Annotated in this window: 16 protein-coding genes; 6 read left to right on the top strand and 10 right to left on the bottom strand. The window is 68.7% G+C overall.

Annotation, left to right across the window (positions count from 1 at the left end; all coding sequences use genetic code 11):
* Positions 1-8: 8 nt before the first annotated feature.
* Entirely contained in the window at positions 9-452 is a 444-nt protein-coding gene (locus AAC067_RS11425; protein WP_339932610.1) for a DUF3576 domain-containing protein, read from the bottom strand.
* Between the two features lie 425 nt (positions 453-877).
* Here AAC067_RS11425 and AAC067_RS11420 point away from each other — a divergent pair, with 425 nt between their 5' ends.
* Complete coding sequence (locus tag AAC067_RS11420) at positions 878-1258, top strand: NtrZ family periplasmic regulatory protein (protein ID WP_339932608.1); 381 nt, start codon at positions 878-880, stop codon at positions 1256-1258.
* Here the strand turns inward: AAC067_RS11420 and AAC067_RS11415 are convergent.
* The gene (locus tag AAC067_RS11415; protein ID WP_339932606.1) at positions 1248-1898 is read right to left on the bottom strand and encodes a thiamine phosphate synthase; all 651 of its coding nucleotides are present in this window, start codon (positions 1896-1898) and stop codon (positions 1248-1250) included. The genes AAC067_RS11420 and AAC067_RS11415 overlap by 11 nt on opposite strands.
* Before the next feature lie 49 nt (positions 1899-1947).
* Between AAC067_RS11415 and AAC067_RS11410 the strand changes: the two genes are divergently transcribed.
* The 3 genes from AAC067_RS11410 to AAC067_RS11400 all read left to right on the top strand — a co-directional run bounded on the left by AAC067_RS11410 (position 1948) and on the right by AAC067_RS11400 (position 3883).
* Entirely contained in the window at positions 1948-2607 is a 660-nt protein-coding gene (locus tag AAC067_RS11410; protein ID WP_339932604.1) for a YggS family pyridoxal phosphate-dependent enzyme, read from the top strand.
* Between the two features lie 80 nt (positions 2608-2687).
* Positions 2688-3374, top strand: coding sequence for a response regulator transcription factor (locus AAC067_RS11405; RefSeq protein ID WP_339932602.1), 687 nt, complete (start codon positions 2688-2690; stop codon positions 3372-3374).
* 11 nt (positions 3375-3385) lie between these two features.
* Positions 3386-3883, top strand: coding sequence for an SseB family protein (locus AAC067_RS11400; protein ID WP_339932600.1), 498 nt, complete (start codon positions 3386-3388; stop codon positions 3881-3883).
* Here AAC067_RS11400 and AAC067_RS11395 read toward each other — a convergent pair.
* A complete protein-coding gene (locus tag AAC067_RS11395) occupies positions 3880-4674 on the bottom strand; it encodes an exodeoxyribonuclease III (RefSeq protein ID WP_339932598.1) in 795 nt (264 codons plus the stop codon). The genes AAC067_RS11400 and AAC067_RS11395 overlap by 4 nt on opposite strands.
* 245 nt (positions 4675-4919) lie before the next feature.
* Entirely contained in the window at positions 4920-5555 is a 636-nt protein-coding gene (locus tag AAC067_RS11390) for an outer membrane lipoprotein carrier protein LolA (protein WP_339932596.1), read from the bottom strand.
* Between the two features lie 197 nt (positions 5556-5752).
* On the opposite strand from AAC067_RS11390, the gene AAC067_RS11385 reads away from it, so the two are divergent.
* Positions 5753-7348 (top strand): M14 family zinc carboxypeptidase, encoded by a 1596-nt coding sequence (locus AAC067_RS11385; RefSeq protein WP_339932594.1) that lies wholly within the window; start codon positions 5753-5755, stop codon positions 7346-7348.
* Between the two features lie 15 nt (positions 7349-7363).
* On the opposite strand, the gene AAC067_RS11380 is transcribed toward AAC067_RS11385, so the two are convergent.
* A complete protein-coding gene (locus tag AAC067_RS11380) occupies positions 7364-9709 on the bottom strand; it encodes a DNA translocase FtsK 4TM domain-containing protein (RefSeq protein WP_339932592.1) in 2346 nt (781 codons plus the stop codon).
* A 173-nt stretch (positions 9710-9882) separates the two neighbouring features.
* On the opposite strand from AAC067_RS11380, the gene AAC067_RS11375 reads away from it, so the two are divergent.
* Positions 9883-11136, top strand: a complete 1254-nt coding sequence (locus tag AAC067_RS11375; protein WP_339932590.1) for a UbiH/UbiF/VisC/COQ6 family ubiquinone biosynthesis hydroxylase — start codon at positions 9883-9885, stop codon at positions 11134-11136.
* Here AAC067_RS11375 and AAC067_RS11370 read toward each other — a convergent pair whose 3' ends face one another.
* From AAC067_RS11370 to AAC067_RS11350, 5 genes are all read right to left on the bottom strand, one after another.
* Positions 11137-11409: a hypothetical protein gene (locus AAC067_RS11370; protein ID WP_339932588.1), complete on the bottom strand. Its 273-nt coding sequence runs from the start codon at positions 11407-11409 to the stop codon at positions 11137-11139. It abuts the gene before it with no gap.
* Between the two features lie 4 nt (positions 11410-11413).
* The gene (locus AAC067_RS11365) at positions 11414-11608 is read right to left on the bottom strand and encodes a Trm112 family protein (protein WP_339932586.1); all 195 of its coding nucleotides are present in this window, start codon (positions 11606-11608) and stop codon (positions 11414-11416) included.
* A gap of 131 nt (positions 11609-11739) precedes the next feature.
* Positions 11740-12399, bottom strand: a complete 660-nt coding sequence (locus AAC067_RS11360) for an LON peptidase substrate-binding domain-containing protein (RefSeq protein ID WP_339932584.1) — start codon at positions 12397-12399, stop codon at positions 11740-11742.
* Between the two features lie 10 nt (positions 12400-12409).
* The gene (locus AAC067_RS11355; protein WP_339932582.1) at positions 12410-13306 is read right to left on the bottom strand and encodes a co-chaperone YbbN; all 897 of its coding nucleotides are present in this window, start codon (positions 13304-13306) and stop codon (positions 12410-12412) included.
* 65 nt (positions 13307-13371) lie between these two features.
* Positions 13372-13890 carry a prolyl-tRNA synthetase associated domain-containing protein gene (locus AAC067_RS11350; protein ID WP_339932580.1) on the bottom strand — a complete coding sequence of 173 codons (519 nt, stop codon included), beginning with the start codon at positions 13888-13890 and terminating at the stop codon, positions 13372-13374.
* Between the last annotated feature and the right edge of the window lie 18 nt (positions 13891-13908).

Below are 13908 nucleotides of genomic sequence, written 5' to 3'. Positions count from 1 at the left end.
AGTGGGCCTCAGCCCGCGTTGGACAGGTTCAGCTGACGGGCCTTGGTCAGGATGGCGTTCTCCAGATCCGTCTCGGTCTGGGCGGCCACCGGGGCAGCCGTCCACTCGCCGGCCGCGTTGCGGACCTCCTTGGACACGGTGACGTTCAGGGCGTCGGCACGCAGACGCGTGTCGAGGATGAAGACCGTGGCCTTGAAGCGCTCGTTCGGCGACTGGGGATCGGTGTACCAGTCATAATTGACCACACCGCCCCAGGGATCGGCCGTCATCAGGGGCATGAAGCTGAGGGTGTCGAGGGTGGCGCGCCACAGATAGGCGTTGACGCCGATTCCGCTCTGGGCGTCGGCCTTGGGGGCTTTGGGGCCCAGGCCGGGCAGGCGCACGCCGCCACAGCCCGAGAGCATCAGGCCGGAAGCGATCAGGGCGATCGCAGCGCCGCGAACCAGAACCATAGGGAATCTCCGTTCAGAAGTGGACGCCGAACGCATCGCCGAAAGGTTCGGGATGCGCGCCGACGGCCCCGCGCCTGAGGTCAGGCACCGCAGCGACGTTGTATAACACGGTGAAAAGGGGCGATGACAAGGCGAAGTCACGGGCGAAGTCCCGCAGATGACCCCCCGGGACCCTCGACGCACCCGTCGGGAGGCACCCGGAGCGGCCGCATCGCCCGTCACGCGAGTCATTTTGGGCCAATTCCCGTGACGCTTGAGCCACAGGAGTCGACAGAGTCTGGTACCGAAGCGATTGAATCCCCACATTCCGTTGACCCAAAAGACCGCTGGTGTCTTATCATGGGGTGTTCCGGTCTCTGGCCGGGGCCGAAAAGCGACCGCGTCGACTGAACGGCGCGGCATCAGGGTTGGATATGCAACGGTACGTGGTCATAGCTGCAGTCATCGGAGGCCTGGCGGTTCTCGCCGTGGCTGACGACGCCTCGGCCCAGACCACCCGCGCCCGCACCCCTGTCGTGACCCTGTCCGAGGCCGGCACCGCGCGCACCGCCACGACGCCGCCGCGCCGGGGCCTGCAGTTCAACGAAAGCGGCCGCTGGGGTCTGAATTTCAACCTCAGCCAGCCTGTCGGTCGTGAAGCCGACTGGGGTGATGTCGAGGCCGGGGCCTATTACCGCATCAATCCGCGCTTGCGTGTCGGTGCCGCCGCAGGCCTGGCCGCGCCGGAAGCCGACCCCGGTCGTGTATCCGAGACCGATCGCCGCGCCGCGCCGCGCTTCCGGCTGGAATCCATCTTCAAATTCTGACCGCGTGGCCGAAGGCCACCTGGATCGATGCCACTCCGGCCAGGCCACAGGCCCCGGAGCCCCTCAGTGTGTCTGCATTGGTCGCGTTGACCCCGCCCAGCGCATAGACCGGCACCGGGGCGGCGCGCACGATGGCGGCAAAGGCCGCGACTCCCAGAGCCGAACGGTGTCCTGAAGCCCCACCCGCCGCGAACACCGGCGAAAGCACCGCTGCCGACAGGGCCCCCGCCCCGGCCAGGGCGGCGGCCGAATGAACCGCCCCGGTTACCTGCCAGCGGGGATGGCGGCGTCTCAGCGTCAGGGCCTGATCCAGCGCCCGTTCCGGCAGGTGTACCCCGTCCGCCCCGACGGCCTCCGCCAGATCGGCGTCGAGGCCGATCAGCAGGCGAACGCCCCGCTCCGTGGTCAGCCGCCGTAACCGCTCGGCCACGGACCGGGCGTCGGCGGCTCCGAAGCTGCGATAGACGACCGCTGCCCCGGACGGGAGGGCCGCGGCGGTCAGCCACGGCTGCGGGGTGCGGACCGGGTCGGTGAAGAACAGCAGGGCCGGCCGGTCAGGGTCACGGCTGACTTCGGCGACGGTGCGGGCTAGACCGGTGGCGGCCCTCCACAGGGTTTCAGCGTCCGCGGACAGGATCATGACTCCTTCTTTGCCTGCTTCCCCCCCCGCGTCCACGTCCATCGACGACATGGCTGCGCGTCTGGCGCGGGTGCGGGTCCGGATGGCCGAGGCCTGCAGTGCCGCCGGGCGCGATCCGGGGTCGGTGACCCTGACGGCGGTGTCCAAGACCCAGCCGCCCGACGCGATCGATGCCATTCTGGCCGCCGGACAGCGGGTGTTCGGCGAAAACCGGGTGCAGGAGGCCCAGGGGCGCTGGAATGAGCGGCGGACGGGTCTGCCGGACCTGGAACTGCGGTTGATCGGGCCGCTGCAGACCAACAAGGCGGCCGAGGCCCTGGCATTGTTCGATGTGATCGAGACCCTGGACCGGGAAAAGCTGGCCCGGGCCCTGGCCAGGGCGGCCGAGGCCAGCGGCAAGACGCCGCGGGTGCTGGTCCAGGTCAATACCGGGGCCGAGCCGCAGAAGGCCGGGGTGGCGGCCGACGGGGTCGATACCCTGGTCGTTCGGGCCCGGGATCTGGGCCTGGTGGTCGAGGGGCTGATGTGCATCCCGCCGGCCGATGCCGATCCCGCGCCGCATTTCTCCCTGCTGGCCGAATTGGCGCATCGTCACGGGCTGGCGGTGCTGTCGATGGGAATGAGCGCTGACTATCCGGCGGCCATCGCCCGGGGCGCGACCCATGTGCGGGTCGGATCGGCGCTGTTCGGGGAACGAATTGTCCTTTGAAACGGCTGTATTGACAATCAATGCCCGAAATCGTGTCGCCAAGCCTTGGCGCGGGGGGCAAGCCTCGCCATTCTTGTGTCATGCCCACGCCCAGAACCCTGCTGATCATCGACGATGACGACGACCTCCGCGAAGCCCTGGCTGAACAGCTGGCGCTGCACGAGGAGTTTCGCACCGTCCAGGCCGCCAATGCCACGGACGGGATTCGCCTCGGCCGTGAGGTGCGGGCCGATCTGATCCTGCTGGATGTCGATCTGCCCGACATGGACGGCCGCGACGCCTGTCGTGAACTGCGCAAGGCCGGGGTCACCACCCCGATCATCCTGCTGACCGGCCAGACGTCGGAGGCGGATACGGTGCAGGGGCTGGAGGCCGGGGCCAATGACTATGTGACCAAGCCGTTCCGCTTCGCCGTGCTGCTGGCCCGCATCCGTGCCCATCTGCGCAGCCACGAACAGTCCGAGGACGCCGTCTTCCGCATCGGCCCCTATGAATTCCGCCCGGCCGGCAAGGTGATGATCGACGAGAAGGGTCGCAAGATCCGCCTGACCGAGAAGGAAACCAGCATCCTCAAATACCTGTATCGCGCCGGAGCCAAGGCGGTGATGCGCGAGGAACTGCTGGCCGAGGTCTGGGGCTACAACGCCGGGGTCACCACCCATACGCTGGAGACCCACATCTACCGGCTGCGCCAGAAGATCGAGCCCGAGCCCGGCCAGGCCCGGTTGCTGCTGACCGACACGGGCGGCTACCGGCTGCAGCCGTGAGGTTTGGGCTGGTGGCGCTTGCCGCTTTTAGCATGCTGCTTGGGTCAGCAACCGTCTCGACGGCCCAGCATAGGTCCGGTGAGCATCAGTCAGCCAATTCACTTGAAGCCGCCTTGCAGGCCGCAATTCATGACCCGACCGCCCAGCGGGCATTTGAAGCGATATTCTTGGAGTCGAAGGTCTTCATGCGGATCACGGAGGAGTCCCGTGCCGCGCTGGCAGGTGCGCAACAGCCTGACGGCCGGCTCGGTGCCGAGGTTCCGATCAAGCTCTGGGCCGTGAAAGATGCCGACACGGGTACCCCTACCGTGCCGCTTTTTACCAGTGCCGAGGTTCTGGCTGAGATCTATCCGGACGCGCCCTTTGTTTCGGTTAACGGTCGCGTAGCTCTGTCCCTAACGTCGGGAGGACTGAACTATCGTCTCAGTGACGGCGGCCGCCATCGCGTAACGTGGACCGCCGCGGAAATTGCGACTTTGCTGAGCCGCAATCCGAAAGCCGCTCCCTAGACGGCCAGGTCTATCGTGATCGGGCAGTGGTCGCTGGGCTGGGTCCATTCGCGGACCGTGTCGTGGATCCGGGCGCTGCCGGCGACGACGGCCGGGGTCAGGCCGGGCGAGGTCCACAGGTGGTCGAGGCGCAGCCCGCGGTTGGACTTGCGGAAATCGGCGGCGCGATAGCTCCACCAGCTGGCCAGTTTGGCCGGTTCAGGAATCTGGTCGCGGATCACGTCGGCAAAACCGCCGGCGGCCTGCAGGCGGCGCAGGGTCTCGACCTCGAGCGGCGTGTGGCTGACGATCTTCGACATATAGCGGTGGTTCCAGACGTCGTTCTCGCCCGGGGCGATGTTGAAATCCCCGGCCAGCACCAGCGGCCGCTGCTTGTCGCGCCCGGCCATTTCGCCGGTCAGCCGCTCGTAGAAATCCATCTTGTGATCGAATTTCGGGTTTTCGACCCGGTCCGGCACGTCGCCGCCGGCGGGGATGTAGAAATTCTGCACCTCGACGTCATCGACCATGACGCCGACGCAGCGGGCGTGGCCCTCACGGCAGACGTCGAGGACGGGGGCCTCGGTGATCGGCTTGCGGCTGGCGATGGCCACCCCGTGCCAGCCCTTCTGGCCGCCGATCTTCAGATGCGGCAGGCCCATGGCCTCGAAGGCAGCGCGGGGGAACTGGTCCTCGAGGCATTTGATCTCCTGCAGGCACAGGACGTCGGTTTTGGATTCGGTCACGAAGCGCGCGACCTGGTCGATGCGCAGGCGAACGGAGTTGATGTTCCAGGTGGCGATACGAAGCATGCAGGGTTCCTAGTCGGCCCGGGCGCAAAAGGCTCAGCCTTTTCGATCGGACGCCGGTGGATCCCCGGGCACCATCCTGACAAAAAAGCGCCCGGCGGGGGGCCGGGCGCCTTGAGGTCAGTGTCTGTCGCAACGTCGGGACGGGGATGAAATCCCGAACGGTCAGGGCGACTTGCACCGCCCTGTGTCCAAAGTGTCACTTTCACAGAAAAAAGTCAAAGGACGCTCCGGGACCGCTCCGGCTCCTAGCGGCGCCCGGCCCGGCGGGTCGGATCGCGCAGGGTGAACAGGCTGCCGGCCAGGTTGGCTTCGTTGACCAGACTGGTCAGCTGGGTGCGGGTGCGGCCGCCCTGGGCATCGGTGATCGTCCATTCCTGCAGCCGCACGGGATTGCCGGCGAAGGCGAGGATGACTGAACCCTCGTTCGGCTTGTCCGAGTCACGCGCGGTGATGGCGAAGGCCCCCGAGGCCATGCGGGTGACGCGATCGATGCGCACGCCCTGGTCGAGGCGCACGTTGCGGGCCAGGAAGGTCGACAGGGGGGTGGCCCCCAGCGGCACCTGGCGGAACACGTCCAGCCGCGGGTCATAGCGTTTGACGTTGTTGCCGTCGGACACGACCAGCAGGCCGGCCGGGTCGGTGTATTCAAACCGCATCTTGCCGGGGCGCTGCAGCCAGAAGCGACCGGTGCGGCGCTGGCCACCGGGCCCGGTCTCGACGAAATCGCCGCGGGCCGAGGTCAGGTTCTGCAGATAGGTCTGGGCCTGGGCCAGGGTGGCGCGGTCCTCGGCCGACAGGCCGGCCTGGGCCATGGCCGGCAGGGCAGCGAGGGACGCCAGGGCGGCGGATCCAAGGGTGAAGGCGCGGCGTGAAACGGTCATCAATGTCTCCCGTTCGGGACGGTTGGTTGGAATGGTCTATATCGGAGGTCAGCTTGTCGAAGCCATGACCTGAGCCTGACCATATTCCGGCGGTGGGATGAAGCGGCGTTCATCGTCGAATGGTCCGGCGGCGTCGCTGGTGCCGTCCGGACCTGTGCCCTAAGACCGGAGGGAGCAGGGAGTTCCGGAAAATGCATATGTCGACGCTTCGTACCTGGGCCGTGATCGCCCTGATGACGGCGGCCTTGCCGACGGCGGTGCTGGCCCAGTCCGAGGCGCGAACCCCCTATCGTCAGACTCCCGCCGTGCTGGCGCACCTGACCGATGTGCCGATCCGCCTGGACGCGCCGGGTCTGGGTGCCGACCGCACCGAATTCACCAGTCAGACGGAGATGGAGGCCCATCTGCGCGGCCTGAAGGCCCGGGTGCCCGGCCTGTACCTGGGTTCGCTGGGCCAGACGTCGCAGGGCCGCGACCTGCCGTGGCTGGTGTTCACCGCCGAGGGTCTGCAGGACCTGTCGGCGGTGCGGCGGCTGAACCGGCCGATCGTCTGGCTGATGGGCCAGCAGCACGGCAATGAACCGTCGGGCGGTGAGGCCATGCTGGCCCTGGCCTCGGCCCTGGCGGACGGGGAGCTGGCCCCCCTGCTGGACCGGATCACCGTGGTGATCGTGCCACGCATGAATCCGGACGGGGCCGAGGCCTTCACCCGTCGCACCGGCCTGGATTTCGATCTGAACCGCGACCACCTGCTGGCGACCCTGCCGGAAAGCCGTGGCGTGCAGGCGGCCATGGCCCTGCTGCCGCCCGATGTGGTGGTCGATGCCCACGAATACGGGGCGTCGGGCCCGCTGCAGCGGTTCGGACGGCTGAATGCCGCCGACCAGACCATTCTGGATGCGACCCATCCCGGGGTGCCCGTGGGGGTGACCCGGCTGGCGCGCGCCACCTATCTGCCGGCCATGGCGGCGCGACTGAGTGCGGCCGGGCTGAGTTCGTCGGTCTATCTCAGCGGCATGCCGGCCACCGGTCCGCTGGTGACGGGCGGCACGTCGCCGGGCATCTCGCGCAACTATTACGGTCTGACCGGAGCGGTCTCCTTCCTGCTGGAGTCGCGCAACGGTGGCGGACGCGAAGCCTATCAGCGCCGGGTCGCCAGCCACTATCTGGCGGCGGCGGGTCTGCTGGAGGCGGCGGCCGAAGACGGACCGCGCCTGCGCCGCACCGTGGCGACAGCCCGGCAGGCCATGGCCCGGTCGCGCGCACCGCTGGCGGTGGCCTATGAGCCGCCCGTCCTGCCCGCGATCCTGCCACTGATGGATGCCGAGACCGGCGAGGCGAGTGCCGAGGCCATCGACCTGCGCGATTCCCGCCAGCTGCGGGTGACCGAGACGCGTCGCCGTCCACGCGGCTATCTGCTGGCCCCGGAGGCCGACACGGCGATCGAGGCGCTGGAGATCAAGGGCATCCAGCTGTGTGCCGCCGCACCGCAGACGGCGGCCGTCGAGGCCTTCCACGTCACCCGCACCGAGCCGATCACCCGCCAGACGCGCGAGGCCAGCACCCTGACCGAAGCCCTGCAGGTGCGGCTGGAGGCCCGCAACGTCCAGGTCGGGGCGGACTGGATCTGGGTACCGATGAACCAGTCGGGATCGTCGGTGATCGCCGCCTCGCTGGAGCCGGATTCGGTCGGCAGCCACGTCCACGTCGGTCTGGTGCCCGTGGCCGACGACGGCATCGCCCCCGTCTATCGGGTGATGCAACGGACGCCGCGGACCACCGGTCCCTGCTGAGGCGTCAGGCGTCCGTCACGCCATCGGCGGCGGGCCGGCCAGCACGTCGCGTTTGCCGGCGTGGTTGGCGGGGCTGACCACGCCTTCCTGTTCCATCCGCTCGATCAGGGTGGCGGCGCGGTTATAGCCGATCTGCAGCCGGCGCTGGACGTAGCTGGTCGAAGCCTTGCGGTCGCGGGTGACCACGGCCACCGCCCGGTCGTACAGGTCGTCGCCGGTCGAGACCCCCTCGTCGCCGACGGCATTGTCGCCGTCGCCGTCGGGGTCGTCGGTGATCAGGTCCAGATAGTCGGGCTCGGCCTGGGCGCGCAGATGGGCGCAGACCTCCTCGACCTCCTTGTCGTCGACGAACGGGCCGTGCAGGCGGGTGATGCGTCCGCCGCCGGCCATGTAGAGCATGTCGCCCTGACCCAGCAGCTGCTCGCCGCCCTGTTCGCCGAGAATGGTACGGCTGTCGATCTTGGAGGTGACCTGGAAGCTGATCCGGGTCGGGAAATTGGCCTTGATGGTGCCGGTGATGACGTCGACCGACGGGCGCTGGGTGGCCATGATCAGGTGGATACCGGCGGCGCGGGCCATTTGGGCCAGACGCTGCACCGCCCCCTCGACGTCCTTGCCGGCGACCAGCATCAGGTCGGCCATCTCGTCCATCACCACCACCAGATAGGGCAGGGGTTCGGGGCGGATTTTTTCGGACTCGTAGACCGGGCGGCCCTGGTCGTCGAAACCGGTCTGGACCGTGCGTTCGAAATGCTCGCCGCTGGCTTGGGCCGCACGGGCCCGGTCGTTGTAGGAGGCGATGTTGCGCACGCCGAGCTTGGACATGCGCCGGTAGCGGTCCTCCATCTCGCGCACCGTCCATTTCAGGGCGACCACGGCCTTCTTGGGATCGGTCACCACCGGGGCCAGCAGGTGCGGGATGCCGTCATAGACCGACAGTTCCAGCATCTTGGGGTCGATCATGATGAAGCGGCATTCGGCCGGGCTGAGCCGGTACAGGATCGACAGGATCATCGCATTGACCCCGACTGACTTGCCCGAGCCGGTGGTGCCGGCGATCAGCAGGTGCGGCATGCGCGCCAGATCGGCGACATAGGGCTCGCCGCCGATGGTCTCGCCCAGGGCGAGCGGCAGCAGATGCGACGGCTTGTCGTATTCGGCGCTGGCCAGCAGGTCGCGCAGATAGACGGTCTCGCGCTTGGCATTGGGCAGTTCGATGCCGATGGCGTTGCGGTTTGGCACGACCGAGATGCGGCAGGCGCGGGCCGACATGCTGCGGGCGATGTCGTCGCTGAGGGCCACGACGCGGCCATGCTTCACGCCGGGGGCGGGCACCAGTTCGTACAGGGTGACGACCGGACCTGGCCGGATCTGGTCGATCGAGCCGCGCACGCCGAACTCGGCCAGCACGCCTTCCAGCATCTTGGCGTTCTGTTTCAGCGACTCCTCGTCGACCGAGGCGACGCGTTTGGGCGGCTTGGTCAGCATCGACAGCGGCGGCAGGTCGAAATCACCCTTGGGCCGGACGAAGTCGAAGGCGGCCTGACCGTCCTCGACTGCGCGCTTGGACGGTTTGGCCGCCTTGGTCGTGGCGACCTTCGGCTCGGGGGCCGAACGGGCGGGGACCGGGGCCGGCTGGGTCCAGGGCGGGGTCGGATCGTCCCCGACGGCGAGTTCGGGCTCGGGCCGCGGACGCGGTCGGCGCGCGGCGCGGGCGGCCGGGGCGGCGGCCGGGGCGGGACGGCGCAGGCCACGGGCCCAGGCCGCACCCTCGCCCAGATCCGCCAGGCGCAGGCCGACGGCATAGCCGACACTCCACAGGCCCAGCGGCAGGAACAGCAGGGCGGCATAGATGGCCCCGCCGGGGATGCGCAGGGCGGTCAGGGCCGAGATCAGCAGACCGCTGAGGCCGTCGCCCCACAGACCCCCCAGACCCGTGGCCAGCGGCCAGGCAGCGGGCGCGGCCAGGGCCGACAGACCGGCTGACAGGGCCAGGATCCCGGCGCTGGCGGCCAGCGCCTTGATCGGGGTCGGCTTGAGTCTCTGCTGGATGGCGTCGCCGATGGCTCCGGCCAGGCCGAAGGCGACCAGCAGCAGGGCCGCGGGCCAGGCGGCCAGACCCAGCGACTGCATGGCGAGGTCGGCGAACAGGGCTCCGTTGGCCCCGAGCCAGTTGGTCGGCACCTGGCTGGAAGCGGCGTTCAGACTGGGGTCGGCCGGGTTCCACGACAGCAGGGCCACGACCAGCAGGGTCGCCAGCAGGGCCTGCAGCACGCCGCGAAACCGCACCACGAAGGGCGCGTCCCACAGAATGCGGGCGCTGTAGACGGCGCGCTGGCTGAGGACGAGGGCGGCGGACATGGCGAGGCGATCCCCGGGAAACAAAACTGACCGTCCTTGTCACCCGGGCAGGGTTAAGAGGCTGTTTACCAGCCCCGGATCAGCGCGGGATTTCGCGCGCGGAACGGGCCCCGGAAGCTGTGCGACCTCCGCACCACTGGACGGCGCGGCGCGGCGGGGCGACAACCCTCCCCATGAGCACGCCGGATTCCTATGACGTCATCATCGCCGGGGCCGGCATGGCCGGGGCCAGTTTCGCCCTGGCCGCGGCCCAGGCCGGGCTCAAGGTGGTGCTGGTCGATCCGCAGCCGTTCCCGGCCCAGCTGGCCCCGACCTTCGACGGGCGTTCGACGGCGATCGCCTTTTCGACCTTCCGCATGCTGGACGCCCTCGGTCTGGGACCGACGCTGCGACCGCACGCCTGCCGCATGGACCGGATCCTCGTCACCGACGGTCGTCGGCCGGGCGCAGCGTCGAAGGCCGCCTCCCCCGCCTATCTGCGCTTTGACGCCGACGAGATCGGCGACCGCAATGGTGGCGAGCCGCTCGGCTATATGGTCGAGAACCGCCACATCCGCACGGCCTTGGCCGAAGCCGTCACCGCCGCCGGGATCGAGGTCCGGGCCCCGGCGTCGGTGGCCGCGGTCGCGGTCGGCCCGGCCCGGGCGCGGGTAACCCTGGCCGACGGAACGGTGCTGGAGGCCCCGCTGGTGGTCGGGGCCGAGGGGCGTTTCTCACCGGTGCGCACGGCGGCCGGGATCGACACGGTCGGCTGGGGCTACGGTCAGAGCGGGGTGGTGGCCACGGTGCGGCTGGGCCGCGACCACGGCAATGTCGCCCATGAGTATTTCCTGCCGGGCGGGCCGTTCGCCATCCTGCCGCTGACCGATCAGCGTGCCAGTCTGGTGTGGACCGAGACCACGCGCCGGGCCGAGGCGCTGCGCGGCGCGTCGGACGCGGCCTTTTCGGCCCATCTGATGCGGCGTTTCGGCGAGTTCCTGGACGGGGCTACGGTCGAGGGGCCGCGCTTCGTCTATCCGCTGTCGCTGTCGCTGGCCGAGGCCCTGACCGCGCCGCGCATCGCCCTGATCGGCGACGCGGCCCACGGGGTCCATCCGGTGGCGGGCCAGGGGCTGAACATGGGGTTGAAGGACGCCGCGGCCCTGGCCGAGGTGCTGGCCGAGGCGCTGCGGCTGGGCGAGGACATCGGGGCCGAGACCGTGCTGGACCGCTATGCCCGCTGGCGGCGCTTCGACAATGTGGCGCTGGCGGCCGGGTTCGACGCCTTTGTGCGGCTGTTCTCCAACGACCTGCCGCCGGTGCGGCTGGCGCGCGGTCTGGGCATCGCCCTGGTCAACCGGGTCGGTCCGCTGCGCCGGGCCTTTATGCAGGAGGCCGGCGGCGCGACCGGCGACCTGCCGCGGTTGTTGAGAGGCGAGCCGGTCTGATCAGCTATCCTGCACGCCGTACCGAATGAAGGAGAACCCGAACTCTTCGACGTTCTCGATCGCGTTGCGAAGGTAGCCGGTGGCGGAAGCGCTGGCCTTCAGATCCATCTCAAGCGAGCGCAAGACTTCGATTTCGAGCCAGCCCCGAGCATTCATTTCGGCTGTGGCGAAGGCCAATGCGGCGCTCTCGTCGGTGCCCTTGGCCAAGACGTTGAATTCGCGAGGGTCGTCGCCGAGACGAGTAGCGTTGGCCCGGAACACCCAGGTCTGCATCGGGTCAGTCCAGCGTCCGCGCTTCCTCGGGCAGCATGATCGGCACGCCGTCACGGATCGGATAGGCCAGCTTGGCCCCTTTCGAGACCAGTTCCTGACGGGTGCGGTCATAGGTCAGCCGGCCACGGGTAACCGGACAGATCAAGGTCTCGAGCAGGCGCGGATCGACCGAGACGGGGGTGTGGAAATTATCGCTCATGGAACTTTCATACGCTCTGATCGTCCGGCGCGGTAGCGTGGATCAAGGCTCCGCGCTCAAGCAGGCCAAGGGCCGGTAGCGCGAATCAGGAATGCGCCGCGCTCAAGCAGGCCAAAGGCCGGTAGCGCAAACTACTGGATGGAGGGTGGGGTCTCGCCATCGCCGGTATCGGCGGCGTCGATCCGCATCAGGGCGGTCAGGACCTCGGCCCGGTCCAGCAGGCTCATGGCCTCGATCAGCGCCTGTTTTTCGGCCGGCTCGAACGGCAGGGCCATCGACAGGCTGTTGATCAGGGCCTCGGGCGGGGCGGATTCGGCGGTATCCCAGTCGATCTCCAGCCCGCGGTTCTCCAGATAGGCGCGCAGGGCGTCGAGGAAGGGTTCGCGGTCCATCTCCTGATCGGCCGGGGGCGAGATCAGGTCGGCGGCATAGGCGGCATAGTCGGCCCTGACCTGACGATAGGGCCCCTGGGCCGGCAGCTCGGCGGTGACGCGGAAGCGGGCGCAGCCGGTCAGGGTCACCAGATAGCGACCGTCGGAGGTCTCGGCGAAGCTGGTGATGCGACCGACGCAGCCGACCGGAGACAGGATCGGCAGGTCGGCCGGGCCGCCCGCGGGCTGGACCATGCCGAGGATGCGGTCGCCGGCCATGGCGTCGTCGATCATGTTCAGATAGCGCGGCTCGAAGATGTTGAGCGGCAGCTGGCCGCGCGGCAGCAGGATGGTCCCGGGCAGCGGAAAGACCGGAACCACCTGGGGCAGGTCGGCGGCCTTTATATAGCCCTGGGCCATCATCGTTCCCCTAGGCGAACAGGATGGAGGACAGGCGTTTGCGTCCGTCACGGGCGACCTCGGACGAGGGTCCGGCGGCCTCGAACACGGTCAGAAGCTGTTTGCGCGCGGCCTGCTCGTTCCAGTCGCGGTCGGCGCCGACGATGGTCAGCAGATGGTCGACGGCCCCACCGAAATCGCCGCTGGCGGCGCAGGCCGCGGCCAGCTCGAAACGAGCCTGATGGTCGGCCGGATCGGCGGCGACGCGGGCTTCCAGATCGGTGGCCTCATGGTCAGGTGCGGCCGAGGCCAGCGCGAGTTGGGCGCGCACGCTCTGCACGGCGGGTTCGGTCGAGTCCTGCGGGGCCATGGCGATGGTCTGGCGTGCCTGATCTTCATCACCGCCGGCCAGATAGACGCGGGCCATGCCGGCGATGGCCTTCTGGTTGTCCGGCTCGAGGTTGAGGACGTCGGCGAAGGCCTGGGCCGCTCCACCCATGTCGTCGACGGCGAGAGATTCCGCACCCAGCGACAGCAGGTGTTCGATATCGGCATTGGCGCTCTCGCCACCGGTCAGCTTGTCGATGAAGGCGCGGATCTGGCTCTCGGGGACCCCACCCTGGAAGCCGTCGACCGGCTGGCCGTTGACGAAGGCATAGACGGTCGGGATCGACTGGACCTTGAGCTGACCCGCGTAGGCCGGGTTCTTGTCGACGTCGATCTTGACCAGGGCCACCGCCCCACCGGCGGCCCGCACGGCTTTTTCCAGCGCCGGGGTCAGCTGGCGGCACGGGCCGCACCACGGTGCCCAGAAGTCGACGATGACCGGCCGCGTCTTCGACGCCTCGATGACGTCGGTCATGAAGCCGGCGTCGGTGCCGTCCTTGATCAGGTCGTCGTCTTTCCGGGTCGGGTCGATGAGGGTCATGGGCACTCCACAGGCGCGCAGGGAACGGGGCTTCAGGGTTCAGATGGTCGCGAAAGGGCCGGGCATCAAGCGAGAGTACTGAAATCAATCACCAGAGGTGTCCGTTCCAGCCGGTCGAGAAAGCCGCGGAAGGCGGCCTGGTCGAGGGCGGTGGTCGCCGTATTGGTCAGGGGGTGGAAATTGACAATTTCGGCCTCCCACAGTCGCCGATCCAGCACGAAGGTGACCCGGCGGTCGACGTCATTGACCAGCCCAAGGGCGGTGACCGCGCCGGGGCGCACACCGAGGGTGGCCAACATCAGGGCCTCGGGGCCGAACGACAGCCGGTCCGAGCCGATGGCGGCGGGGGTGCGTTTCAGGTCGATGACCGTGTCCTGGTGGGCCGAGATCAGCCACAGCCGATCCTTCCTGTCCTTCAGAAACAGGTTCTTGGTATGGGCACCGGGCAGGGCGGCCTTGATCTCCAGCCCCTCCTCAACCCGGAACACCGGCGGATGGTCGAGCGTGGTCTGGCTCAGGCCGGCGGCGGCCATCCAGTCCAGCAGACCCTCGCGATCAAACAGGGGTGGCTTGTCTTCGGTCATCGGCGTTGTCTAGGTACA

It is taken from the genome of uncultured Brevundimonas sp. (genome assembly GCF_963977465.1).
In the GTDB taxonomy this organism is placed as follows: Bacteria; Pseudomonadota; Alphaproteobacteria; order Caulobacterales; family Caulobacteraceae; genus Brevundimonas.
Note: the sequence above shows the minus strand (reverse complement) of the source record. Positions and strands in the feature narration are given on the sequence as shown.

Excerpts from the sequence above, each read along its gene's own strand:
- AAC067_RS11425 (WP_339932610.1), bottom strand. The coding sequence starts at position 452 with ATGGTTCTGGTTCGCGGCGCTGCGATCGCCCTGATCGCTTCCGGCCTG.
- AAC067_RS11415 (WP_339932606.1), bottom strand. The coding sequence starts at position 1,898 with ATGATCCTGTCCGCGGACGCTGAAACCCTGTGGAGGGCCGCCACCGGT.
- AAC067_RS11410 (WP_339932604.1), top strand. The coding sequence starts at position 1,948 with ATGGCTGCGCGTCTGGCGCGGGTGCGGGTCCGGATGGCCGAGGCCTGC.
- AAC067_RS11405 (WP_339932602.1), top strand. The coding sequence starts at position 2,688 with ATGCCCACGCCCAGAACCCTGCTGATCATCGACGATGACGACGACCTC.
- AAC067_RS11395 (WP_339932598.1), bottom strand. The coding sequence starts at position 4,674 with ATGCTTCGTATCGCCACCTGGAACATCAACTCCGTTCGCCTGCGCATC.
- AAC067_RS11390 (WP_339932596.1), bottom strand. The coding sequence starts at position 5,555 with ATGACCGTTTCACGCCGCGCCTTCACCCTTGGATCCGCCGCCCTGGCG.
- AAC067_RS11385 (WP_339932594.1), top strand. The coding sequence starts at position 5,753 with ATGTCGACGCTTCGTACCTGGGCCGTGATCGCCCTGATGACGGCGGCC.
- AAC067_RS11380 (WP_339932592.1), bottom strand. The coding sequence starts at position 9,709 with ATGTCCGCCGCCCTCGTCCTCAGCCAGCGCGCCGTCTACAGCGCCCGC.
- AAC067_RS11375 (WP_339932590.1), top strand. The coding sequence starts at position 9,883 with ATGAGCACGCCGGATTCCTATGACGTCATCATCGCCGGGGCCGGCATG.
- AAC067_RS11370 (WP_339932588.1), bottom strand. The coding sequence starts at position 11,409 with ATGCAGACCTGGGTGTTCCGGGCCAACGCTACTCGTCTCGGCGACGAC.
- AAC067_RS11365 (WP_339932586.1), bottom strand. The coding sequence starts at position 11,608 with ATGAGCGATAATTTCCACACCCCCGTCTCGGTCGATCCGCGCCTGCTC.
- AAC067_RS11360 (WP_339932584.1), bottom strand. The coding sequence starts at position 12,399 with ATGGCCCAGGGCTATATAAAGGCCGCCGACCTGCCCCAGGTGGTTCCG.
- AAC067_RS11355 (WP_339932582.1), bottom strand. The coding sequence starts at position 13,306 with ATGACCCTCATCGACCCGACCCGGAAAGACGACGACCTGATCAAGGAC.
- AAC067_RS11350 (WP_339932580.1), bottom strand. The coding sequence starts at position 13,890 with ATGACCGAAGACAAGCCACCCCTGTTTGATCGCGAGGGTCTGCTGGAC.